Source organism: Qipengyuania nanhaisediminis, from assembly GCF_045862805.1.
Classification (GTDB): domain Bacteria; phylum Pseudomonadota; class Alphaproteobacteria; order Sphingomonadales; family Sphingomonadaceae; genus Erythrobacter; species Erythrobacter nanhaisediminis_A.
Genome location: NZ_AP025760.1, coordinates 2021774 through 2043694, shown reverse-complemented (window position 1 = coordinate 2043694; position 21921 = coordinate 2021774). Strand labels below are relative to the sequence as shown.

25 protein-coding genes and 1 tRNA gene are annotated in these 21921 nt (G+C 64.9%); 21 read left to right on the top strand and 5 right to left on the bottom strand.

Translation table 11 applies throughout. From position 1 onward, the window contains the following. Positions 1-27 precede the first annotated feature (27 nt). Positions 28-1350, bottom strand: coding sequence for a 3-phosphoshikimate 1-carboxyvinyltransferase (gene aroA / locus ACKTSM_RS09855; protein ID WP_407874483.1), 1323 nt, complete (start codon positions 1348-1350; stop codon positions 28-30). Positions 1351-1516: 166 nt separating this feature from the next. Here aroA and ACKTSM_RS09850 point away from each other — a divergent pair, with 166 nt between their 5' ends. The 21 genes from ACKTSM_RS09850 (at position 1517) to ACKTSM_RS09750 (ending at position 18861) form a co-directional block, all read left to right on the top strand. After that, positions 1517-1864 (top strand): FYDLN acid domain-containing protein, encoded by a 348-nt coding sequence (locus ACKTSM_RS09850; protein ID WP_407874482.1) that lies wholly within the window; start codon positions 1517-1519, stop codon positions 1862-1864. Positions 1865-1980: 116 nt separating this feature from the next. Next, positions 1981-2056 (top strand) — tRNA-Ala (locus tag ACKTSM_RS09845). A 122-nt stretch (positions 2057-2178) separates the two neighbouring features. Continuing rightward, positions 2179-3681, top strand: a complete 1503-nt coding sequence (gene ffh, locus ACKTSM_RS09840; RefSeq protein WP_407874481.1) for a signal recognition particle protein — start codon at positions 2179-2181, stop codon at positions 3679-3681. Between the two features lie 59 nt (positions 3682-3740). Next, positions 3741-4319, top strand: a complete 579-nt coding sequence (rpsP, locus tag ACKTSM_RS09835; RefSeq protein ID WP_407874480.1) for a 30S ribosomal protein S16 — start codon at positions 3741-3743, stop codon at positions 4317-4319. Positions 4320-4391: 72 nt separating this feature from the next. Then, positions 4392-4883: a ribosome maturation factor RimM gene (gene rimM, locus ACKTSM_RS09830; protein ID WP_407876349.1), complete on the top strand. Its 492-nt coding sequence runs from the start codon at positions 4392-4394 to the stop codon at positions 4881-4883. Between the two features lie 4 nt (positions 4884-4887). After that, on the top strand, positions 4888-5460 hold the full coding sequence (locus tag ACKTSM_RS09825; RefSeq protein ID WP_407874479.1) for a glycine-rich domain-containing protein: 573 nt from the start codon (positions 4888-4890) through the stop codon (positions 5458-5460). A gap of 97 nt (positions 5461-5557) precedes the next feature. Continuing rightward, a complete protein-coding gene (locus ACKTSM_RS09820) occupies positions 5558-6514 on the top strand; it encodes a carbon-nitrogen hydrolase family protein (RefSeq protein ID WP_407874478.1) in 957 nt (318 codons plus the stop codon). Continuing rightward, positions 6504-6794, top strand: a complete 291-nt coding sequence (locus ACKTSM_RS09815; RefSeq protein ID WP_407874477.1) for a hypothetical protein — start codon at positions 6504-6506, stop codon at positions 6792-6794. Before ACKTSM_RS09820 ends, ACKTSM_RS09815 begins: the two co-directional genes overlap by 11 nt. Before the next feature lie 50 nt (positions 6795-6844). After that, positions 6845-7585 carry a tRNA (guanosine(37)-N1)-methyltransferase TrmD gene (gene trmD / locus ACKTSM_RS09810; RefSeq protein ID WP_407874476.1) on the top strand — a complete coding sequence of 247 codons (741 nt, stop codon included), beginning with the start codon at positions 6845-6847 and terminating at the stop codon, positions 7583-7585. Then, entirely contained in the window at positions 7582-7950 is a 369-nt protein-coding gene (rplS, locus tag ACKTSM_RS09805; RefSeq protein ID WP_407874475.1) for a 50S ribosomal protein L19, read from the top strand. The genes trmD and rplS overlap by 4 nt, the downstream gene beginning before the upstream one ends. A 133-nt stretch (positions 7951-8083) precedes the next feature. Then, on the top strand, positions 8084-10309 hold the full coding sequence (locus tag ACKTSM_RS09800; protein WP_407874474.1) for a DPP IV N-terminal domain-containing protein: 2226 nt from the start codon (positions 8084-8086) through the stop codon (positions 10307-10309). An 83-nt stretch (positions 10310-10392) separates the two neighbouring features. After that, on the top strand, positions 10393-11418 hold the full coding sequence (locus ACKTSM_RS09795) for an aspartate-semialdehyde dehydrogenase (protein WP_407874473.1): 1026 nt from the start codon (positions 10393-10395) through the stop codon (positions 11416-11418). A gap of 6 nt (positions 11419-11424) precedes the next feature. Next, positions 11425-11973 (top strand): aspartate-semialdehyde dehydrogenase, encoded by a 549-nt coding sequence (locus ACKTSM_RS09790; protein WP_407874472.1) that lies wholly within the window; start codon positions 11425-11427, stop codon positions 11971-11973. 33 nt (positions 11974-12006) lie between these two features. After that, entirely contained in the window at positions 12007-12663 is a 657-nt protein-coding gene (locus tag ACKTSM_RS09785) for a 2-hydroxychromene-2-carboxylate isomerase (RefSeq protein ID WP_407874471.1), read from the top strand. Beyond that, complete coding sequence (locus ACKTSM_RS09780) at positions 12653-13411, top strand: alpha/beta fold hydrolase (RefSeq protein ID WP_407874470.1); 759 nt, start codon at positions 12653-12655, stop codon at positions 13409-13411. The genes ACKTSM_RS09785 and ACKTSM_RS09780 overlap by 11 nt, the downstream gene beginning before the upstream one ends. Then, complete coding sequence (locus ACKTSM_RS09775) at positions 13411-13929, top strand: hypothetical protein (RefSeq protein WP_407874469.1); 519 nt, start codon at positions 13411-13413, stop codon at positions 13927-13929. The genes ACKTSM_RS09780 and ACKTSM_RS09775 overlap by 1 nt, the downstream gene beginning before the upstream one ends. Positions 13930-13993: 64 nt before the next feature. Further along, a complete protein-coding gene (locus ACKTSM_RS09770) occupies positions 13994-15895 on the top strand; it encodes a M2 family metallopeptidase (RefSeq protein ID WP_407874468.1) in 1902 nt (633 codons plus the stop codon). Further along, positions 15895-16908, top strand: a complete 1014-nt coding sequence (locus ACKTSM_RS09765; protein WP_407874467.1) for a beta-propeller fold lactonase family protein — start codon at positions 15895-15897, stop codon at positions 16906-16908. Before ACKTSM_RS09770 ends, ACKTSM_RS09765 begins: the two co-directional genes overlap by 1 nt. Beyond that, positions 16905-17393 carry an ATP-dependent zinc protease gene (locus tag ACKTSM_RS09760; protein WP_407874466.1) on the top strand — a complete coding sequence of 163 codons (489 nt, stop codon included), beginning with the start codon at positions 16905-16907 and terminating at the stop codon, positions 17391-17393. The genes ACKTSM_RS09765 and ACKTSM_RS09760 overlap by 4 nt, the downstream gene beginning before the upstream one ends. Then, positions 17390-18295 carry a 30S ribosomal protein S6--L-glutamate ligase gene (gene rimK / locus ACKTSM_RS09755; RefSeq protein WP_407874465.1) on the top strand — a complete coding sequence of 302 codons (906 nt, stop codon included), beginning with the start codon at positions 17390-17392 and terminating at the stop codon, positions 18293-18295. Before ACKTSM_RS09760 ends, rimK begins: the two co-directional genes overlap by 4 nt. A gap of 62 nt (positions 18296-18357) precedes the next feature. Further along, positions 18358-18861, top strand: coding sequence for a YbjN domain-containing protein (locus ACKTSM_RS09750; protein WP_407874464.1), 504 nt, complete (start codon positions 18358-18360; stop codon positions 18859-18861). A 45-nt stretch (positions 18862-18906) separates the two neighbouring features. On the opposite strand, the gene ACKTSM_RS09745 is transcribed toward ACKTSM_RS09750, so the two are convergent. The 4 genes from ACKTSM_RS09745 to rpsF all read right to left on the bottom strand — a co-directional run bounded on the left by ACKTSM_RS09745 (position 18907) and on the right by rpsF (position 21761). Next, the gene (locus tag ACKTSM_RS09745; RefSeq protein ID WP_407874463.1) at positions 18907-20367 is read right to left on the bottom strand and encodes an AMP nucleosidase; all 1461 of its coding nucleotides are present in this window, start codon (positions 20365-20367) and stop codon (positions 18907-18909) included. A 109-nt stretch (positions 20368-20476) separates the two neighbouring features. After that, positions 20477-21157: a 50S ribosomal protein L9 gene (rplI, locus tag ACKTSM_RS09740; protein WP_407874462.1), complete on the bottom strand. Its 681-nt coding sequence runs from the start codon at positions 21155-21157 to the stop codon at positions 20477-20479. Positions 21158-21171: 14 nt separating this feature from the next. After that, positions 21172-21396 carry a 30S ribosomal protein S18 gene (rpsR, locus tag ACKTSM_RS09735; RefSeq protein ID WP_034904833.1) on the bottom strand — a complete coding sequence of 75 codons (225 nt, stop codon included), beginning with the start codon at positions 21394-21396 and terminating at the stop codon, positions 21172-21174. Continuing rightward, positions 21396-21761 carry a 30S ribosomal protein S6 gene (gene rpsF / locus ACKTSM_RS09730; RefSeq protein ID WP_407874461.1) on the bottom strand — a complete coding sequence of 122 codons (366 nt, stop codon included), beginning with the start codon at positions 21759-21761 and terminating at the stop codon, positions 21396-21398. Before rpsF ends, rpsR begins: the two co-directional genes overlap by 1 nt. Positions 21762-21921 lie beyond the last annotated feature (160 nt).

The window sequence follows — 21921 nt, the reverse complement described above, 5'->3', positions numbered from 1 at the left end:
GATGGTCTCCGCTCGAAGGGGCGTCACTCAGCGCGAACTAGCGCGTTCGAGAAGGGGGATAAAGTCGGGAAAGCTGGTGGCGATCGGCGCGGTGTCATCGACCTGCACACCGCGCGTGCTGGCAAGCCCTGCAACGCCCATGCTCATCGCGATACGGTGGTCGAGCTCGGTCGCCACCGATGCGCCTTCGCGGGTGCCGGGAAGCGGGTCGCCGCCGGTGCCGTGAATGGTAAGGCCGTTTTCGGTTTCCTCGACCCGCGCGCCGGCAAGGGCAAGAGCGCGCGCCATCACCGCGATCCGGTCGCTTTCCTTGACCCGCAGTTCCGCAAGCCCCGACGTGCGCGTGGTGCCCCTGGCAAGAGCGGCGGCGACGAACAGCGCCGGGAATTCGTCGATCATGCTCGGAACGATTGCCGGGTCGACATCGATGCCTGCGAGATTTGCATGGCGCACCCGGAGGTCTGCCACCGGCTCGCCGCCCACTTCGCGCGGGTTGTCCTCGGTGATGTCGGCCCCCATCTGCCTGAGCGCCGTGACAATCCCCGCGCGGGTCGGGTTGAGGCCGACATTCGCGATCGTGAGGTCGCTTCCCGGAACGATGCTCGCCGCGACGAGGAAGAAGGCGGCGGAGGACGGATCGCCCGGCACGCACACGTCCATCGGCGCCAGATCGGCCTCGCCGTGAAGCGCGATCACGCGTTCGCCGTTCTCCTCGCCGGTCTCGAGCCGCGCGCCGAATCCAGCAAGCATCCGCTCGGTGTGGTCGCGGGTCGCCACCGGTTCGATCACCCGGGTGATGCCGGGCGTGTTGAGCGCGGCGATCAGCACCGCGCTCTTTACCTGCGCGCTGGCAATCGGCAGGCGATAGGTGATCGGCACAGCGGGCGTTAGGCCGCGCACCATCAGCGGCAGCGTCCCGCCGCTCGCCGCCTCGATCTGCGCGCCCATTTGCGCAAGCGGGGCAATCACGCGATTCATTGGGCGGCCCGAAAGGCTCGCATCGCCGGTGAAGACGCAGGTCATCGCATGGCTCGCCGCCAACCCCATCAGGAGCCGCGTCGAGGTTCCCGAATTGCCCATGTCGAGATGGGTGCGCGGCTCGAGCAGGCTGCCGAGCCCCGCGCCCTCGACGCGCCAGCTGCCATCGTCCTCGCGCGCGATACTGGCGCCGAACTGGCGCATCGCCGCGGCGGTGGCGAGGACGTCCTCGCCCTCGAGCAGTCCGGTGATCCGGCTGGTCCCCACCGCCAGCCCTGCAAACATCAGCGCGCGGTGGCTGATCGACTTGTCGCCGGGCACCTGGATGCGCCCTTTGAGCGGGCCACTGGCGATGAAGGTCTTGGCAGGCATGGCAGCGGGTCTTTGACAGCGCCCAAGCCCTATGGCAAGGCGCGCTCCACTCTGGATCGGGGTTCCTGATTCCGGCGCTGACGCGCTGCACCAACCGCCCCGCTCCCACCGGTTTTCCAAGCGCCCGCAGCCACGCGCGGGCCCGTCCACGAGGATTTGAATTACGATGGCGAAGCCTGAATGGGGTACCAAGCGTACCTGCCCAAAATGCGGAACCCGCTTTTATGACCTGGGCAAGGATGACCCTGTAACCTGCATCGAATGCGGCGAGGAATGGTCGCCCGAACCCGTGCTCAAGTCCAAGCAGCCGATTCCGATCGACGACCCGGTCAAGAAGAAGGAAGGCGCGGCCGATTCCGATCTGTCGGGCGATGATGACGACGATGATCTCAAGGACATCGAGAACATCGACGACGATGACGATTCGCCCGACAACGATGTCGACCTTGGCGGCGATGACGACCTTGGCGTGTCGAAAGGCAAGGGCGACGACGAGGGCGACGACGACAATTGATTTTTGCTCTTGCGTTTCGCGAGGGGTCGCCTTATCGGGGCGCTCCCTTGCGAGAGCAGGGGGATGAGCCTATATTTGAAAGGCTCGACAAATCGATGGACACCGATTGATTTCGGGGGGCCTTAGCTCAGCTGGGAGAGCGCAACACTGGCAGTGTTGAGGTCAGCGGTTCGATCCCGCTAGGCTCCACCATCGAAACGACAGACTAGGCGTTTCCCCGTGAAGGGAGGCTCCGCACGCTGGCCGACGAGGTTTCGTCCGCCGGCGTTTTTCGCGTTTACCGGGCTTTCGGCCCGGGAGGGAGTTGAAGACACGTGTTCGACAATCTGTCCGACCGCCTTGGCGGGGTCTTCGACAAGCTCAAGGGCCGCGGCGCCCTGTCCGAAAGCGATGTGCGCGAAGCGATGCGCGAGGTCCGCGTCGCATTGCTCGAAGCCGATGTCGCGCTTCCGGTCGCGCGCCGTTTCATCGACGCGGTCACCGAGAAGGCGATCGGCGCCGAGGTTCTCAAATCGGTCAAGCCGGGCCAGCAGGTCATCAAGATCGTCCATGACGAGCTCGTCGCCATGCTCGGCGGCGATCCCGAGGATGCGCAGTCGGCGCTGACCGGCGAGGGGCTCAACCTCGAGGCCAAGCCCCCGGTGGTGATCATGATGGTCGGCCTGCAAGGCTCGGGCAAGACCACCACCACGGCCAAGCTCGCCCGGCTGATTCGCGAAAAGCACGGCAAGAAGGCCATGATGGCCTCGCTCGACGTCAACCGCCCGGCCGCGCAGGAACAGCTGGCGGTGCTGGGCGAACAGATCGATACCGCGACCCTCCCGATCGTCGCGGGCCAGCAGCCGGTCGACATCGCCCGCCGCGCAATGGAATCGGCGCGGCTTCAGAATTTCGACGTGCTACTGCTCGACACTGCGGGCCGCCTGCATGTCGACGAAGCGCTGATGGCCGAGATGAAGGCGGTCGCCAGCGTGTCGGCACCCACCGAAGTGCTGCTGGTGGTCGATTCGCTCACCGGCCAGGACGCGGTGAACGTCGCTCAGAGCTTCTCGGGCGAGGTGCCGCTCACCGGCGTGGTGCTTACCCGGATGGATGGCGATGCGCGCGGCGGCGCGGCGCTGTCGATGCGCGCGGTCACCGGCAAGCCGATCAAGTTTGCCGGCACCGGCGAAAAGCTCGACGCGATCGAGCCCTTCCGGCCCGGATCGGTCGCTGACCGGATCCTCGGCATGGGCGACGTGGTCAGCCTCGTCGAAAAGGCCGCCTCGACCATCAAGGAAGAGGAAGCCGCCAAGCTCGCCGAGAATTTCGAGAAGGGCAAGTTCGACCTCAACGACCTGCGCATGCAGCTAAACCAGATGCAGAACATGGGCGGGCTGGGAATGCTGGCGGGCATGATGCCGGGCATGAAGAAGGCCAAGCAGGCGATGCAGGCCGCCAACATGGACGACAAGGTGCTGGTCCACATGGATGCGATCATCGGTTCGATGACCGCCAAGGAACGCGCCAATCCGAACCTGATGAACGCCAAGCGCAAGAAGCGCGTCGCGGCAGGCAGCGGCACCGATGTGCAGCAGGTCAACAAGGTGCTCAAGATGCACCAGGAAATGGGCCGCGCGATGAAGCAGCTTCGCAAGATGGGCGGTCTCAAGGGCCTTGCCGCGATGTTCGGCGGGGGCGGTGCGGGCGGCATGCCCGGAATGGGCGGCGGCGCTGGCGCTGGAGGCGCGGGCGGATTGCCCGGGCTAGGCGGACCCGGCGGCTCTGGCGGGCTTCCACCGGGGCTCCCCGGGCTCGGCGGACCCAGGAAGAAATAACAGTTTTCATTCAATAAAATATCAGATTTCAGAAATTTAAACTCGAAAGGTAATCTATCATGGCAGTTGCAATCCGGCTTTCGCGCGGCGGCGCCAAGAAGCGTCCCTACTACCGCATCGTCGTTTCCGATTCGCGCGCCCCGCGCGACGGCAAGTATCTCGAGCAGATCGGCACCTATAACCCGCTGCTCGCCAAGGATGACGAGAACCGCGTGAAGATCGACACCGACCGCGCCAAGTATTGGCTCGGCGTCGGCGCCACGCCGTCGGACCGCGTGCTGCGTTTCCTCGACGCTGCCGGGATCATGGAGCGCGAGGCGCGCAACAACCCGAAGAAGGCCGAGCCGGGCGAGAAGGCCAAGGAACGCGCCGAGGAAAAGGCTGAAAAGGCCAAGGAAGCCGAAGAAGCCGCCAAGGCTGCCGAGGAAGAAGCCAAGGCCGCTGACGCTGCTCCCGCCGAGGAAGCCGCTCCCGCCGAGGAAGCCGCTCCCGCCGAGGAAGCCGCTCCCGCCGAGGAAGCCGCTCCCGCCGAGGAAGCCGCTCCCGCCGAGGACGCCGCCGAAGCCGACGCTTCGAGCGACAAGGCCGAAGACAATGCTGGCGAAGAAGCTGCCAGCGAAGAAAAGGCCGAAGGCTAAACCCTTGGCACCGGGGGCGACCCTTTGACCAAGGACACGGACGCGCCCGCTGCGAATCCAGCGCGCTCGGCGATGGTGGAACTGGCCGCCATCACCGGCGCGCATGGCGTGGCGGGCGAGGTTCGTCTGAAATTGCTGGGCGAGGGGATCGACGCGCTTCGTCAGCACGACCATTTCAATGGCGGCGCGCTGACGCTGACCAAGCTGCGTCCTGACAACAAGGGCGGGGCAATCGCCCGCTTTGCCGAGTGCCGCGACCGCACCGCCGCCGAAAAGCTGCGCGGCACCGTTCTTACCGTTCCGCGCCAGCAATTGCCCGAACTGGGCGAGGGCGAATATTACCACGCCGACCTGATCGGCCTCACCGCAGAAACCGACAAGGGCCGCCGCGTGGGCGCGGTGATCGCGGTGCACAATTTCGGCGCCACCGACATCGTCGAGATCGCACTCGACCCGCCGCCGGCCAAGGGAATGAAGGCGATCATGGTGCCCGTCACCCGGCAAGCGGTGATCGGCTGGGACGACACCCGGCTTGTGATTTGCGAGGATTTCGCCGACCAATAGCGCCATGAGCGCAAACGGATCGGCATTTGGCAGCGCCCTGTGGCGCAGGCTCGCGGCCTACCAGCCCGGGCCCGCTGACGCGCCGGCGCTCGGATTTGCCGAAAGGCTCGCACAGGAGAACCGCTGGAGCGAGGGCCATGCGCTGCGGGTGATCGAGGAATACAAGCGCTTCGCCTTCCTCGCGGCCACCTGTGATCACGAGGCCATCCCGTCCGACGCGGTCGACCAGGCGTGGCACCTCCATCTCACCTATAGCCGCGAATACTGGCAGCATTTCTGCCCCCAGGTGCTGGGCTTTGATCTCCATCACGGGCCGACACGCGGCAGCGCGCTCGAACGCGCGCGCAGCCACGATCACTATGCGGCAACGCTCAAGGCCTACGAGGCCGCGTTTGGCGAGCCTGCCCCGGCCGACATCTGGCCCGATGCCGAACGGCGCTTTCGCCGCGATCCGCCCGGTTTCCGGGTCAATCCCAAGGACGTGATGGTGCTCGATCGCCGCCACGCAATCCTCGGCGCGATCGCCTGGGTGGCGCTCGGGATGGCTATCGCGGCGCTGGTGGGAGCGATATTCTGATGTTCGGCCTTCCCTGTTTCGCGCGCTGTTGCCGCTCGCCGCATTGACGAAGGATGCGGCGGTTGCGGCGGATAGGGCGCGCGGGTAAGCCGCGCACATGACAAGGCTTCCCGTCGCCATCTGCCAGGCAGCGCCTGTGCCGCTCGATGTCGGAGCGGGGATCGAAAAGGCCACCCGTCTCGCGCGCGAGGCAGTCGAGGGCGGGGCGCGGCTCGTCGCGTTCGGCGAGACGTTTCTGGGCGGCTATCCGCTGTGGCTCGACGAGGCGCCGGGAGCGGCGCTGTGGGACCATCCGGGGACCAAGGCGCTGCACGCGATCATGCTCGACCAGGCGGTCGTCGCGAATGACGAGCGGCTGTTGCCCTTGCAGGAGCTTTGCGACGAAAGCGGCGCGTGCATCTCGATCGGCGCGCATGAGCGGGTGCGCCAGAGCCTCTACAACAACCAGCTGTTGTTCCGACCCGGCGACGCGCCATTCGACCACCGCAAGCTGGTGCCGACGCATGGCGAGCGCCTGATCTGGATGCGCGGCGATGGTTCGACTCTGGGCGTGCACCAGGCCGAGTGGGGCCGGGCGGGCAACCTCATCTGCTGGGAACACTGGATGCCGCTCGCGCGCGCGGCGATGCACAATCTGGGCGAGAGCGTGCATGTCGCCGCGTGGCCGACTGTGCGCGAGGAATATGCGCTCGCCTCAAGGCACTACGCGATGGAGGGACGGTGCTTCGTCCTCGCCGCAGGGCTGGTGCAACACAAGGGCGACCTGCTCGACGGGCTGGCGCGGGTCGGCGGCAATGCGGAGGCGAAAGCGCTGTTCGAGGAGATCGAGGACGAGCAGCTCAATCGCGGCGGATCGATGGTGATCGCGCCCGATGCGAAGGTGCTGTCGACGGCGGGTGAGGGCGAGGAAACGCTGTTTGCAGAACTGGATATGACCGAGATCGGACAAGGACTGGCGAGCCTGGATACAGATGGTCATTATTCGCGGCCAGACGTATTCGAACTGAATGTCGATACGCGAAGCAGGGATGGAGTTCATTGGAATGCTGATTGAAAGCCCGATTGCCCTCTTGGCTGCCTGCACGGCAGGCGCGGCGACGATTAATCTGGCCATGCTCAAGCTTTCTCCCACGATCAAAGCTCGCATGCGCCATGCGATTGCAGGGACCGGCCCTGCCGTGGCAAGCCTCGGCGCGATGATCGGAGTGCAAGACAGCGTGGTGGCTACCGGAACGGATCTGCTGGTACTGGGCGGCTCCGTGGCTTTCGGCCTTGCTGCGTCTATCGGCTCGACGAAATTCGTGACCCCGAAGAGAGCTATCGCACAGGTTTGAGCAAATCGCAGGCTGGCGCGCCGTGGTGCTAGCCTGTAACCGGGCGGCCAATGACCTTCGCTGCCACCATTCTCACACTCTATCCGGAGATGTTTCCCGGGCCGCTCGGTACCAGCCTCGCGGGCAAGGCGCTGACGCGGGGGGACTGGTCGTGTGACACCGTCAATCCGCGCGACTTCGCTAGCGACAAGCACCGCACGGTCGATGACACGCCCGCAGGCGGCGGGGCTGGGATGGTGCTCAAGGCCGATGTGATGGCGGCGGCGCTCGACAGCGTCGCCGATCAGCGCCCGATTCTAGCCATGACCCCGCGCGGGAAACCCATCACGCAGGCGCGCATCCGAGAGATCGCCGACGGCCCCGGCGTGACCCTCATTTGCGGGCGGTTCGAGGGCTTCGACGAGCGGCTGTTCGAGGCTCGCCCGCAGATCGAACAGGTCAGCCTCGCCGACATCGTCTTGTCGGGCGGAGAGACGGCGGCGATTGCCATACTCGACGCTTGCATTCGCCTGCTTCCCGGAGTAATGGGCGCGGCTTCTAGCGGGCATGAGGAATCCTTCGAAGACGGATTGCTCGAATACCCGCAATATACCCGACCTCAGGAATGGGAAGGGCGCACGATCCCCGAAGTGCTGCGATCGGGGGATCATGCGAAGATCGCTGCTTGGCGCAAGTCGAAAAGCGAAGAGACAACACGGTTACGCAGGCCGGACCTTTGGGAACGCTATGAGAGCGTTCGGGACCAGTCTGCCTCTGGCGCGCGGCGAAAGAACAAGGAACCGGACCAGTGAACCTGATCCAGCAGATCGAAGCCGAAGAAATCGGCCGGCAAGAAAAAGACATTCCCGATTTTCGCGCAGGCGACACCGTTCGTGTCGGCGTGAAGGTCATCGAAGGCCAGCGCGAGCGTGTGCAGAACTTCGAAGGCGTCGTGATCGCGCGCTCGAACCGTTCGATCAATTCGAACTTCACCGTGCGCAAGATCAGTTTCGGCGAAGGCGTGGAACGCGTGTTCCCGCTCTATTCGCCGATCGTCGATTCGATCACCGTGGTGCGCCGCGGTGTCGTGCGCCGTGCGAAGCTCTACTATCTGCGTGGCCGCACCGGTAAGCGTGCGCGCATCGCCGAACGCCGCGAGAACGCGCCCAAGGCGTAAGCCTCGCTTCATAGCGAAATTGCAAAAGGGCGGCTCCCCGACGGGGCCGCCCTTTTTTCGTGCCCCCTTGCCAAGCGCGCGGGGCATTGCGAGGAGCCTTTTCAACGATCGATATGAGAGGACCGTCCTTGAAATGCGCTTTTCCGCTCTTGCCGCTGCCGCCGCTCTGCTCCTTCCTGCCATGGCAGTGGGAGACGACCACGTGAGCGACGCTGCTCGCGATCTCACCTTCGAGCGTGTCTTCGCCTCGCCCAGCCTCAACGGGCCGGCGCCGCGCCGCGCGCAATTCTCGCCCGACGGGCGCTATCTCACCGTGCTGCGCAATCGCGAGGACGACCGCGAGCGCTACGATCTGTGGGGCTTCGACCTCGAGACGCGCGATTGGCGCATGCTGGTCGACAGCGAGAAACTCGCGACGGGCCGCGAATTGTCCGAGGACGAGAAAATGCAGCGCGAGCGCGCGCGGGTCGGCAACCTTTCGGGCATCATCACCTATCAATGGGCGGCCGATGCCAGCGGCGTGCTCGTCCCGATCGAGGGCGATCTCTATTTCGCGCGGCTCGACGGCGATGTCACGCGCCTGACCGACACCGAGGAAAGCGAGCTCAACCCATCGCTTTCCCCGCGCGGCACCTATGTCTCCTTCGTGCGCGACCGCCAGCTCTGGGTCGGCGAGGTGGGCGGCGAAGCGCGTCCGGTCACGCCCAGGGAAGACGCCACGATCCGCTGGGGCGAGGCCGAATTCGTCGCGCAGGAGGAAATGGGTCGCCTTACCGGCTATTGGTGGAGCCGCGATGACAGCCGCCTCGTCGTGCAGCGCACCGATGAAAGCCCGGTCGGCATCGTCACCCGCGCCGCGATCGGCGCGACCGGAACCCGCGTTTTCGACCAGCGCTATCCGGTTGCAGGCTCGGACAATGCGATTGTCGAGCTTTACGTGATGGACCCCGATGGCGGCAATCGCGTGAAGGTGGACCTGGGCGATGATCCCGACATCTATGTCGCCCGCGTCGACTGGGGGGCGGACGGCCATGTCTATGTCCAGCGCCAGAACCGCGCCCAGACCGTGCTCGACATGCTGCGCGTCGATCCGGCGACGGGCGCAAGCGAGGTCTGGTTCACCGAAAACGCCGCGCGCGATGAATACTGGATCAACCTTTCGGACAATTATCGTTTCCTGAAGGATGGCAGCCTGCTGTGGTGGTCCGAGCGCGACGGGTTTGGTCATTTCTACCGTTTCGCCGATGGCGAATGGAGCCAGCTGACCCATGGCACTTCGCCCACCACGCACCTTGTCGGGATCAACGAGCAGGCGGGCGAATTCTGGTTCCAGTCGACCCATGACGTTCTCACCCAGCAGATCTATCGCGCCAGGCTCGACGGGTCGGGCGAACCGCAGCTCCTGACCGACACCGATTTCACCAATTCGGCGACCATGGATGCGCGCGGGACCGCGCTGCTGGTCAGCCGCTCGAATGTCAGCCAGCCGCCGCAGAGCTATCTGGCCGGCACCGATGGCGAGCGCATCACCTGGATCGAGCGAAACGCGCTCGACGACGACCATCCCTATACGCCTTATCTGGAAAGCCACGTCGCGCCCGAATTCGGCACGATCGCAGCCGAGGACGGCACGCCGCTCCACTGGATGATGCTCAAGCCCGTAATGGAGCCGGGCAAGCGATACCCGGTGTTCTACTATCACTATTCCGGTCCGGGACCGCAAATCGTCGACAAGGGCTGGGGCGGGGCGCTTGCCCAGGCGGTGGTCGACAGGGGCTATATCTGGTTCGCGCTCGACAATCGCGGCACCGCTAATCGCGGGGTCGATTTCGAGCAGCCGCTCTACCGCGCGATGGGCGGGGTCGAGGTCGAGGACCAGCGCAAGGGTGCCGAGTTCCTGCAAACGCTCGATTTCGTCGACCCAGACAAGATCGCGCTCTACGGCTGGTCCTATGGCGGATACATGACCTTGAAGCAGCTCCAGGCCGATCCGGGGCTCTATGCCGCTGGCGTCTCGGGCGCCCCGGTGACCAAGTGGGAGCTTTACGACACCCATTACACCGAACGGTTCATGGGCGATCCGCGCGAAGTGCCCGAAGCCTACGAGGCCGCAAGCGCGATTCCCGATGCCACCAGGATGAGCGACCCGCTGCTGCTCATCCACGGCATGGCCGATGACAACGTGGTGTTCGAAAATTCCTCCGAGCTGATCAGCGTGCTGCAGGAAAACAACGTGGCCTTCGAGATGATGCTCTATCCCGGATACACCCACCGCGTTTCGGGCGAGAACATCAGCCCGCATATGTGGAACACGATTTTCCGCTTCCTCGAAAGCCATGGGGTGACGCCGCCGCAATAGGCGAACACCCGCGCGGCTTGGCGGTTGCGCTTGGCCAAAGGCACGCTATCTCGGCGGCGCAGACATGATCAGGAGAATGCGAATTGGGCTATAGGGTAGCCGTTGTCGGTGCGACCGGGAATGTCGGGCGCGAAATGATGCAGATCCTTGCCGAGCGCGAGTTTCCCATCGAGGAAATCGCGGCTGTCGCAAGCAGCCGCTCGCAGGGCACCGAGGTCGAATTCGGCGACACCGGCAAGATGCTCAAGTGCAAGAATATCGAGCATTTCGACTGGGCCGGCTGGGACATCGCGCTGTTCGCCGCGGGCAGCGGTCCGGCAAAGGAATACGCGCCCAAGGCCGCCAAGGCCGGCTGCGTTGTGATCGACAATTCCTCGCTTTACCGGATGGAGCCCGACGTCCCGCTGATCGTGCCCGAGGTGAACCCGGATGCGATCGACGATTATTCGAAGCGCAACATCATCGCCAATCCCAATTGCTCGACCGCCCAGCTGGTGGTCGCGCTCAAGCCGCTTCACGATGCGGCGAAGATCAAGCGCGTGGTCGTCTCGACCTATCAGTCGGTCTCGGGCGCGGGCAAAGCGGGGATGGACGAATTGTTCAACCAGAGCCGCGCGATCTTCGTCGGCGATCCGGTCGAACCGACCGCCTTCACAAAGCAGATCGCCTTCAACGTGATCCCGCATATCGATGTCTTCCTCGACGATGGCCAGACCAAGGAAGAGTGGAAGATGGTGGTCGAGACCAAGAAGATCCTCGACTCCAAGATCAAGCTCAGCGCGACTTGCGTGCGCGTGCCCGTCTTCGTCGGCCACAGCGAGGCGGTGAACATCGAGTTCGAGGACGAGATGGACGCATCCCGCGCACAGGACATCCTGCGCGAGGCGCCCGGCATCATGCTCGTCGACAAGCGCGAGGACGAGGGATATGTCACGCCGGTCGAATGCGCCGGCGACAGTGCCACCTATATCAGCCGCGTGCGCGACGATCCCACCGTCGAGAATGGCATCGCGCTGTGGTGCGTTTCGGACAATCTGCGCAAGGGCGCGGCCCTGAACGCGGTGCAGATCGCCGAACTGCTCGGGCGGCGTCACCTTAAGAAGGGATAACGAGACATGCGCCAGCTAGCCGCGATCACCGCCGCTTTCCTGCTCGCCGCCTGCGGTAGCAATGACGTCCCGTCGCCAGCCGAGCGCGAGGCAGGCACCGAGCCGGTGAGCGAGGCGCTCGCTCCCGACCGCGTCGCCCTTCATGGCGAGGGGCTCGTGGCAGGGGCCGAGGCGTTCTATTTCGCTGCCGGACGCTCCGAGGTCGAAGGCGCTCTTGCCGCCGCGCTCGGCAAGGCGACCGACACGATAGAAATGGACGAGTGCGGTGCGGGGCCGATGACCAGCACGGTCTATGACGGCGGGCTGACCGTCAATTTCCAGGAAGGCGGGCTTGTCGGCTGGATCCTGACCGAGGCATCGGACCGGATCGAGGTCGATGCCGATGTCACGCTCGGCATGGCGCGCGCGGATGCGGGTGCGACCGAATCCTTCATGGCAATCGAGGACAGCACGCTGGGCGAGGAGTTCGCGATCGCGAGCGACAAGGTCGGCGGTTTCATGGAGGACGATCGCGTCAGCCTGCTCTATGCCGGCGCGCAGTGCTTCATGCGTTAGCCCGCGTCTGCCGGGCCAGAAAGGGGGACGCTTGTGACCTTGCACGCCGATCTGTTCTTCAGCTTCCGCTCGCCTTATTCCTATCTCGCGATCGGGCGCTACCGGGCGATGGCAGAGGATCATGACCTCGACATCGCGCTGCGCACCGTCTGGCCGATCGCGATCCGCGACCCCGACATCCTGTTCACCGGAAACCCTGCCGCGCCGCGCTACATCCTGATGGACAGCTATCGCACCGCGCAGAGGCTCGGCATTCCGTTTCGCTGGCCGCGTCCCGACCCGGTGGTGCAGGACCTTGCGACCCGCGAAATCGCCGAGGAACAGCCGCTGATCCGACGCCTGTGCCGGCTGGGCCAGGCGGCGAGCCGGCGGGGCAGGGGGCTGGCCTTTGCCGACGAGGTGTCGCGGATCATCTTTTCCGGCGAGATCGATGGCTGGGACCAGGGCGACCACCTCGCCCGCGCGGCGGACCGCGCCGGGCTCGACCTCGCCGAGCTCGACCGGGAGGCGGTGGCCGATGCCGAAGCGCTCGATGCCGAGATCGCTGCCAACCAGGACGCGCTGGAGGCCGCCGGCCATTGGGGCGTGCCGACACTGGTATTCGAAGGCGAGCCGTTTTTCGGGCAGGACCGGATCGAGACCGCGAAATGGCGGATGGAACAAAAGGGACTGACAGCGCGTGCAGACTGAGACTTTCGCAAGCTTCGATGGCACCCGGCTCGCCTTTCACCGCGCGGGCGAAGGGCGGCCCGTGATCATGTGCCACGGCCTCTTTTCCTCCTCGCAGATGAACTGGATCAAATGGGGTCATCACGACCGGCTTTGCGCTGCCGGTTTCGCCCCGGTCATGCTCGATTTTCGCGTGCACGGCGACAGCGAGGCCCCGCACGAGGCATCCGCCTATCCCGAGGGCGTGCTGATCCGCGACGTGGTGGCGCTGGTCGATCACCTCGGCCTGGCCCCCGGCGAATTCGACCTGGTTGGCTTTTCGCTCGGGGCGCGCAACGCGATCCACGCGGTCGCAAGCGGCGCGCTCACCCCGCGCAGGCTGGCGGTCTGCGGCATGGGGGTGGCAGGGCTCGCCGAATGGGAACGGCGCGCGGCCTTCTTCAAGCGGGTGATCGACGAGTTCGACACGATCCGGCCTGGCGACCCCGAGCATTTCGCGCGCAGCTTCCTCAAATCCCAGGGCGTCGATCGCGAGGCAGCGCGGCTGCTGCTCGATGCGATGGGCGATTTCGATCTTGCCGGACTTGCCGCGATCACCATGCCGACCGGCGTGATCTGCGGCGCGAAGGACGATGACAACGGCTCCGCCGAAGAGCTCGCCCGGCTGCTTCCCGATGCCACCTATCACGAGGTGCCCGGCACCCATATGAGCAGCGTGACCGAGCCCGAATTCGGCGAGGCCATCGTCACCTTCCTGGAGAAAGCTTGATGCACGAACAAACCCGCTTGCCGCTTCGCCCCTGGCTGATCGGGCTCGCGATCTTCGCGCTCGTGGTATTGCTCGGCATATGGCTGCGCTCGCAGAGCATCTACGGCATTGTCGACCACCAGCTGGCCGGCACCGCCGAACAGGTCGATGCGATACAGGACCAGTGGCGCGCCGAGGGCGTGCGCTGGCTGGCTATCCTCGCCATGCTGGGCGACCTCGTGTTCATCGGCGTCTATGGCTGGGGCGCCTGGGTGGTCGGGCGCGCTCTGGCCGCGCGCGACGACATGCTCGCACGCGTGCTGGGATGGACCGTCGCTCTTGCCGCGGTGTTGTTCCTGATCACCGATTACGCCGAGACCGTGCTCCAGTTCATCCAGCTGGTGCGCAGCGATGGGTCGGACACCATGGCGCGCATCGCCGCGAGCATGCAGGGGACCAAGATCGCATCGTGGATCGCGAGCTTTGTCGGAGTGCTCGCCGCTATCGTGCTCAACCGCTTTTCGCTCGGCCGCGCTTGATCAGGCGCGGGTGCGGGGCGTAGACCGCATTTCGACACATTAGACCTTGCAGAGGATCGCCTTCATGAAATTCACCCCTCACATTCTCAAGGCCTCGGCTGCCGCTCTCGCGATCTCGCTCGCCGCGAGTGCCATGCCTGCCCACGCTGACGGTCACGCCGACGGTCATGCCGATCATCATTCGGCAGACATGAACGGCGAGATGGAAGCCGGGCTCGACCATCCGCTGACGCCGGAGGGCGCCGCCGATTTGGTGGCTTCGGTCGAAGCCAAGCTCGCTGACTTCTCCAAGACTTATGCCCATGTCGCGTGGCTGCAATCGACCTATATCAACCACGATTCGAACACGCTCGCCTCGCAATACGGCGCCGATCTCACCCGGATGCAGGTCGAATATGCCAACCAGGCGGCGCGCTATGCCGAAGTCGAGGGATTGGACGCCGAGGTTTCGCGCAAGCTCGACATGCTGCGCTACGGCATTGCGCTTCCCGCGCCCTCGCGCGACGGCGCAGCCGACGAGCTGTCGCAGATCGCCACCGATCTCGGCGCGCAATACGGACAGGGCCGCGGCACGCTCAATGGCGAGGAGATCAACGGCTCGGACATCGAGGCCGAGATGGGCAATCTCGACCGCACGCCGGAGGAACTCGCCGAGATGTGGGTGAGCTGGCACGACAATGTCGGCGCGCCCATGCGCGAGGATTACACCCGCATGGTCGCGATCGCCAACGAAGGCGCTCAGGAGCTGGGCTTCGACGATCTCGGCACGATGTGGCGTTCGGGCTACGACATGAGCCCCGAACAGTTCGCCGCCGAGACCGAGCGCATGTGGCAGGAGGTCAAGCCGCTTTATGTCGCGCTTCACACCTATGTCCGCCGCAAGCTGAACGAGCATTACGGCGACGAGGTCCAGCCCGCCACCGGCCCGATCCGCGCCGACCTGCTCGGCAATATGTGGGCGCAGGAATGGGGCAATATCTACCCGCTCGTCGCCCCTGAAGGCGCAGGCGATATCGGCTACGACCTCACCGACCTGATCGTTGAGCGCGACATGGACGCGGTCGAGATGACCCGGGTGGGCGAGCAGTTCTTCTCCTCGCTGGGTTTCGAACCCCTGCCCGAGACGTTCTGGGAGCGCAGCCAGTTCACCAAGCCCGCCGACCGCGAAGTCGTGTGCCATGCGAGCGCGTGGAACGTCGACAATGTCGATGACCTGCGGATCAAGATGTGCATCAAGCCGAACGCCGATGACTTCATCACCATCCACCACGAGCTGGGCCACAATTACTACCAGCGCGCCTATAACGAGCAGGATTTTCTCCACCTCACCGGCGCAAATGACGGCTTCCACGAGGCGATCGGCGACATGATCGCGCTGTCGATCACGCCCGAATACCTGGTCCAGATCGGAATGCTCGACGAAAGCCAGGTGCCCAGCGCCGACAAGGATATCGGCCTGCTCCTGCGCCAGGCGATGGACAAGGTCGCCTTCCTGCCCTTCGGCCTGCTGGTCGATCGCTATCGCTGGAGCCTGTTCGACGGCTCGGTCGCGCCTGCCGAATACAATTCGGCATGGACCCAGATGCGGCTCGAATACCAGGGCATCACGCCTCCCGCAGAGCGGCCCGCCGACGCCTTTGACCCGGGCGCGAAATACCACGTGCCGGGCAATGTCAGCTACACGCGCTATTTCCTCGCGCGGCTGTTGCAGTTCCAGTTCTACAAGGCCGCCTGCGACCAGGCCGGCTGGGAAGGGCCGCTGCACCGCTGCTCGTTCTACGGCAACGAGGAAGTGGGCGAGAAGTTGAACGCAATGCTCGAACTGGGCGCCAGCGTGCCGTGGCCCGACGCGCTCGAGGCATTCACCGGAGAGCGCCAGATGAACGGCACCGCGATGGTCGAATATTTCGCCCCGCTCAAGGCATGGCTCGACGAACAGAACGAGGGCCACGAGGCGGGCTGGTGATGCGCCGCTGGCTCGCCCCGATCCTCGCGGCCCCGCTCGCGGGATGCGCGGCAGCGGGCGAGCCGGCACCGCCCGCGCCGACTGCCTCGGCCGAGGTCACGGGCACGCTGTTCGTCGCCAACAAGCGCGGCAACACGCTGTCGAAGATCGACCTTGCAACCGGCGAGGAAGTGCTGCGGCGCGAAAGCTGCACCAACCCGCACGAGCTTGCCACCTCGCCGGACGGGCGCCATGTCGCGCTCGCCTGCTATGGCGGGACCAGCGTCGATATCTTCGCGGTTGATGATCTGTCGCGCTTTGCCAGAATCGATATCGGTAGCGGTGCGCGCCCGCACGGGATCGTGTGGCACCGCAGCGGCTCGATCTATGTCAGCGCCGAAGGGCGCCGGTCCATCGCCCGGATCGAGGAGCCGCTCATCGGCGAGCAGCGCGTGACCGAATTCGCCACGGGAAAGAGCGGCAGCCATATGCTCGCCGTCGCGCCCGATGAAAGCGCGGCCTGGACCACCGATCTCGGCTCGCGCACGGTAACGCGGATCGACCTTGCCGGAACAGCCGCGCCGCTATCGGTGACGGTGGGCGAAGAGCCCGAAGGCATCGCGCTTTCGCCCGACGGCGAGACGCTGTGGGTCTCGGCGCGCGGCTCCAACCAGGCATTCGCGCTCGATCCCGTGACCATGGACGTGCGCGCGAGGGTCGAGACCGGCGCCTTCCCGCTGCGGCTCGCGATCCGTCCGCAGGGCGATGTCGCGGTCACTTCCGACCTTGCAGACGGGGGATTGTCGGTGATCGACCTCGACACCGCCGGGGTAATCCGCGCGATCGCGGTGTCATCTCCCGAAGAGGCCGAGGCGCGCGTGCAGGTCACCATCCTGTGGTCCGATGACGGCAACCGCATCTATGTCGCCGAAACCGCCAGCAATTCGGTCGCCGAGGTCGATTATGCGAGCGGCAAGGTCCTGCGCCGCCTGCCCACCGGCGAGGGCGGGGACGGCCTCGCGATCCTGCCGTGAGCGCCAGGTCCGCGCCCGGCGCTCTGCCGGTGGTCGGCTGGCGCGAGCTCGTCGACCTGCCCGGGATTGCGCTTACCGGCATTCCCGCAAAGATCGATACCGGCGCGCGCACGTCCTCGCTCCATGCCCGCGTGCTCGAAAGCTTCGAGCGCGGCGGCAAGCCCTTCGTGCGCTTCGCAGTCGACTGGGACGATATCGCGCATGAAGGCGAGGCGGTGCAGGTCGATATGCGCGGGATCACCAGCTCCAACGGCGAGACGCAGAAGCGCTATGTCATCAAGACCCCGCTCCGGATCGGGGGACACGAATTCCGCGCCGAGCTGAGCCTCGCTGACCGCTCGGACATGCAGTTTCCGATGCTGATCGGGCGCACCGCGCTGCGCCGGAGATTTGTGGTCGATGCCGGACATTCCTGGCTGCAATCGCCGCTGGCGAGCAGTATAGAAGCGCCGGCAATCCGCTCGAAAGGAGCACCGACCCCATGAAAATCGCCATGTTGGCGCGCAACCCCAACCTCTATTCGCACAAGCGGCTGAAAGAGGCGGCAGAGGAGCGCGGACACACGCTCGACATTCTCAACACCACGCGCTGCACCGTTCACATCGCCAGCCACCGGCCCGAAGTGTTCTACAATGGCGAGCCGTGCGTCGGCTATGACGCGGTGATTCCGCGAATCGGCGCCTCTATCACCAATTACGGCCTGTCGATCCTGCGCCAGTTCGAGATGCGCGGCTGCTGGCCGCTCAATGAAAGCGTCGCGATCGGGCGCAGCCGCGACAAGCTGCGCTCGATGCAGATCCTTGCCAAGCACGGGCTTGGCCTGCCGCTCACCGCCTATGCCAACGACCCCAAGCAGGCCGAGGAGATCATCAAGGCGGTCAACGGTCCGCCGGTGGTGATCAAGCTGCTCGAAGGCACGCAGGGCATCGGAGTGGTACTGGCCGAGACGATGTCGAGCGCGAAGTCGGTGATCGAGGCGTTTCGCGGCGCCAACGTCAACATTCTCGTCCAGGAATTCATCAAGGAAGCGGGCGGCACCGACATCCGCGCGCTGGTGGTTGGCGGCAAGGTGGTCGCAGCGATGAAACGCACCGGCGCGGCGGACGATTTCCGCTCAAACCTTCACCGCGGCGGCAGCGCGGAGGTAATCAAGATCACGCCCGAGGAACGCTCGACCGCGGTGCGCGCGGCCAAGCGCATGGGACTAAATGTCTGCGGCGTCGACATGCTGCGATCGAACCACGGCCCGGTGATTATGGAGGTCAATTCCTCTCCCGGGCTCGAAGGGATCGAGACCGCGACCGGCAAGGATGTCGCAGGCCAGATCATCACCTTCATCGAAAGCCACGCAAAGGCCGGCGCGACCAAGACCAAGGGCAAGGGCTGATGCGCGGACCGACGCGCCCGGCAGGTCTTGTCCGCGCGATCAGCAGCCATCAGGGGGATTGCATGAAATACGCAACCACGCTCGCCGCGCTCGCGGTTCTGAGCCTTTCCGCACCTGCCGCCGCGCAGGAGCCGATTACGAGCATTTCGGCAGGCAAGCCGGCCGAACTGACGGTGGTGATGATGAATGCCGGATACACGGTCGAACTGGCCGAAGACGGCATTGGCGACCCGATGATCATCTCCGAACTGATCGGCATGCCGCTGCGAATCTATTTCTACGGCTGCGACGAGGAGGACAATTCGGGCTGCACCTCGCTCCAGCTTTCGACCGGGTTCGATCGCAGAAAGCCGTGGAGCAGGGGCGAGGCGCTGCAGATCAGCGAGCAATTGCGCTACGCCGCGGTCCGCCTCGATGAGGAGGGCGATCCGTTCATTTCCTGGGACATCTATACCGGCGACGGGATTCCGACCACGGTGTTCCTCGCATCGCTCGACGAGTTCGCGCGAACCATCCAGCTGACCGCCGATATCGTCTTTGCCGAGGAAGAGCAGGCCAAGAAATAGGCGCGCGCCGCCGCGCGGATCCGCGTTGGCTCCGCCCGGCAAAACTTACCGGAAAGGCGGTTCGTTGAAGGCGCGCAGCTTGCGGCTGTGGAGCCGGTCTCCTTCGTCGCGCAGCCGTGCTGCGGCTTCGAGCCCGATCTGCAAGTGCGCCGCGATCGCTTCCTCGTAGAACTTGTTGGCCTGTCCCGGCAGCTTGATCTCGCCGTGCAAGGGCTTGTCAGACACGCACAGCAAGGTGCCGTAGGGCACGCGGAAGCGATAGCCCTGCGCCGCAATGGTCGCGCTCTCCATCTCGACCGCGATCGCGCGGCTGTGCGAGAACCGCTTGGCCGAGGACGCGTAGTGCAGCTCCCAGTTGCGATCATCGGTGGTGACAACCGTGCCGGTCCGCATGCGCTGCTTGATATTCGCGCCCTGGACGCCCGAAACCGCCTCTGCGGCAGCGGCGAGCGCCTGCTGGACCTCGGCGATCGGAGGAATCGGGATTTCGGGCGGGAGCACCGCGTCAAGCACGTGATCGTCGCGCAGATAGGCGTGGGCAAGGACGAAATCGCCGATTTTCTGGCTCGAGCGCACCCCGCCGCAATGGCCAATCATCATCCAGGCATGCGGACGCAGCACGGCAAGGTGATCGCAGATCGTCTTCGCATTGGAAGGGCCGACCCCGATATTGACCAGCGTGATTCCCTTCTTGTCCTCGCGCATCAGGTGATAGGCGGGCATCTGGTGTTTGCGCCAGGCCGTGTCGTTCAACTGCGCTTGCGCGTTGTCGGTGCATTCGTCGATGAACAGGCCCGCCGCGCCGGTCAGTGCGGTGTAGCCGTCGGCGCCGTTGTCGGCGCACAATTGCTGGGCGCCCCAATTGACGAATTCATCGACATAGCGGTGGTAGTTGGTGAATAGGATGAAATCCTGGAAATCCTCGACCTTGGTGCCGGTGTAATGCGCGAGGCGGGCGAGCGAGTAATCGGTGCGCAGCCCGTCGAACAGCGAGAGCGGCATCGGTGCATCGTCGCGGAACTCGATCCCGTCGGCAAGCTCGTCGCCGATCAGCGAGAGGTCGGTCGAGGGGAAATATTGCGCGATGTCCGAGGGCGCGATCCCCTGCATCGCGGCCCCGGCCGCGCCGTCGAGGACGTAGGGGAAGGGAATTTCCTGGCGCGAGCGGCCGACTTCGACCTCGACGTCGTATTCGTCCGCAATCAGGCCGAGCTGTTCGGTCAGGTAGCGCGCGAACAGGTCGGGCCGGGTGACCGTGGTGGTATAGGTGCCCGGCATTTCGAGCCGGCCGAAAGCGCGGCTGCGGTCCTTGGCGCTTTCGCCTTCGACGCCGGCGCCCGAATAATGAAGCGTGAGCTGCGGATAGGCATAGCTGCCATCCTCGCGCTTGCGCTGGGGCGGGACAGCGCCGGTCTGGCCGAAGGCGATGACATCTTCGCGCAGGGTGGCGACCGCCTCGTCATAGTGTTGCTGCAATTGTTCGAGGATCTGAGGGATTGGTGTCATCGCGCTGTCATAGTCCCAGTTATGTTATGTTTTGAAGACGGTGCTTACAAAAAGGGCGCGGGGGCCAGATGACCGCCGCGCCCTGATTGGGTCAGACGAAGCTGCGCGCTTATTCGGCGGCGTCCTCGTCGGTCTTGGGATCGGTGGCTTCGACGAGCGCTTCGGTCTCGGTCGTGCCTTCGGGCGTGCTGACGCCGTCTTCGAACAGTTCGCTGGGAATTTCGCCCGGCTCGAGCCCGTCATTGTCGATCCGCGTGTCGGCGGCGGCTTCTTCGATCTCGCGCTGCTCGTCTTCGAACAGCTGGGCGAGAACGTCGACACCCTGCGACTGCAGTTCGGCCTCGTCATCGCTGCGCGCGACATTGGCCTTGACGGTCACGTGCACCTCGGGGTGCAGCGCCACGGTCACGTCGTGCATGCCGATCGTCTTGATCGGCGCGCCCATGATGACCTGCTTCTTGTCGATGTCGTGGCCCTGTTCGTTGAGGCCTGCGACCATGTCGCGGACATTGACCGAACCGTAGAGCTGACCGGCATTCGAGGCAGCGCGGATCAGCACGACCTCTGCGCCAGCGACCTTTTCGCCGAGCTTTTCGGCTTCGGTGCGCTTCTCGGCGTTTTCCTTTTCAAGGCGTTCGCGGTTGGCTTCGAAAACCTTCTTGTTGGCTTCGTTCGCGCGCAGGGCCTTCTTCTGCGGGAGCAGGAAGTTGCGGGCATAGCCGTCCTTGACGGTGACCACGTCACCGATCGTGCCGAGCTTCTCGATGCGTTCGAGGAGAATGATATCCATGACTTCTTCTCCTCTTACTTCACGATGTAGGGAAGCAGGCCGATATGGCGTGCGCGCTTGATCGCCTTGGCGAGTTCGCGCTGCTTCTTTGCCGAAACGGCGGTGATGCGCGAAGGCACGATCTTGCCACGCTCGGACATGAAGCCCTGGAGCAGGCGCACGTCCTTGTAATCGATCTTGGGGGCGTCGTTACCCGAGAACGGGCAGGACTTGCGGCGGCGGAAAAACGGGCGGGCCATCAGTCGCGGTCCTCACGGTCTGAGCGACGCTTGCGGTCGCGTTCGTTCTTGCGCATCATCACGCTCGGGCCGTCCTCGTGCTCTTCGACACGGATGGTCATGTAGCGGATGACGTCTTCGTTGATGCGGGTCTGGCGCTCGAGTTCCTCGACAACGGTGCCCGGGGCATCGATGTTGAGCATGACGAAATGCGCCTTGCGGTTGCGGTCGATCTTGTAAGCGAGCGACTTGAGACCCCAGGTCTCGGTCTTGGTAACCTTGCCGTTGTTCGCTTCGACGATTTCGGTCGCCGTGGCCGCCAGCGCGTCAACCTGGGCCTGCGAGAGGTCCTGACGCGCGAGGAAGATATGCTCGTAAAGAGCCATCTCGCGTTCCTTCAATTGCAATGCCGATCGCTGGCTGATCCGCGGGATTGCGGGGCCCCTCCGGCTTTCTTCAACACCGCCCCCAGATGGAGCGGATGCGCGCACATAGCCTGTTTTGCGCGCAATGCAAGTCTTGTGCGCAGGGAACGGGCGGGGCACG

Coding starts and splice junctions, on each gene's coding strand:
- aroA (WP_407874483.1), bottom strand. CDS start 1,350: ATGCCTGCCAAGACCTTCATCGCCAGTGGCCCGCTCAAAGGGCGCATC.
- ACKTSM_RS09850 (WP_407874482.1), top strand. CDS start 1,517: ATGGCGAAGCCTGAATGGGGTACCAAGCGTACCTGCCCAAAATGCGGA.
- rpsP (WP_407874480.1), top strand. CDS start 3,741: ATGGCAGTTGCAATCCGGCTTTCGCGCGGCGGCGCCAAGAAGCGTCCC.
- rimM (WP_407876349.1), top strand. CDS start 4,392: ATGGTGGAACTGGCCGCCATCACCGGCGCGCATGGCGTGGCGGGCGAG.
- ACKTSM_RS09825 (WP_407874479.1), top strand. CDS start 4,888: ATGAGCGCAAACGGATCGGCATTTGGCAGCGCCCTGTGGCGCAGGCTC.
- ACKTSM_RS09820 (WP_407874478.1), top strand. CDS start 5,558: ATGACAAGGCTTCCCGTCGCCATCTGCCAGGCAGCGCCTGTGCCGCTC.
- ACKTSM_RS09815 (WP_407874477.1), top strand. CDS start 6,504: ATGCTGATTGAAAGCCCGATTGCCCTCTTGGCTGCCTGCACGGCAGGC.
- trmD (WP_407874476.1), top strand. CDS start 6,845: ATGACCTTCGCTGCCACCATTCTCACACTCTATCCGGAGATGTTTCCC.
- ACKTSM_RS09800 (WP_407874474.1), top strand. CDS start 8,084: ATGCGCTTTTCCGCTCTTGCCGCTGCCGCCGCTCTGCTCCTTCCTGCC.
- ACKTSM_RS09790 (WP_407874472.1), top strand. CDS start 11,425: ATGCGCCAGCTAGCCGCGATCACCGCCGCTTTCCTGCTCGCCGCCTGC.
- ACKTSM_RS09775 (WP_407874469.1), top strand. CDS start 13,411: ATGCACGAACAAACCCGCTTGCCGCTTCGCCCCTGGCTGATCGGGCTC.
- ACKTSM_RS09770 (WP_407874468.1), top strand. CDS start 13,994: ATGAAATTCACCCCTCACATTCTCAAGGCCTCGGCTGCCGCTCTCGCG.
- ACKTSM_RS09765 (WP_407874467.1), top strand. CDS start 15,895: ATGCGCCGCTGGCTCGCCCCGATCCTCGCGGCCCCGCTCGCGGGATGC.
- rimK (WP_407874465.1), top strand. CDS start 17,390: ATGAAAATCGCCATGTTGGCGCGCAACCCCAACCTCTATTCGCACAAG.
- ACKTSM_RS09750 (WP_407874464.1), top strand. CDS start 18,358: ATGAAATACGCAACCACGCTCGCCGCGCTCGCGGTTCTGAGCCTTTCC.
- ACKTSM_RS09745 (WP_407874463.1), bottom strand. CDS start 20,367: ATGACACCAATCCCTCAGATCCTCGAACAATTGCAGCAACACTATGAC.
- rplI (WP_407874462.1), bottom strand. CDS start 21,157: ATGGATATCATTCTCCTCGAACGCATCGAGAAGCTCGGCACGATCGGT.
- rpsR (WP_034904833.1), bottom strand. CDS start 21,396: ATGGCCCGCCCGTTTTTCCGCCGCCGCAAGTCCTGCCCGTTCTCGGGT.
- rpsF (WP_407874461.1), bottom strand. CDS start 21,761: ATGGCTCTTTACGAGCATATCTTCCTCGCGCGTCAGGACCTCTCGCAG.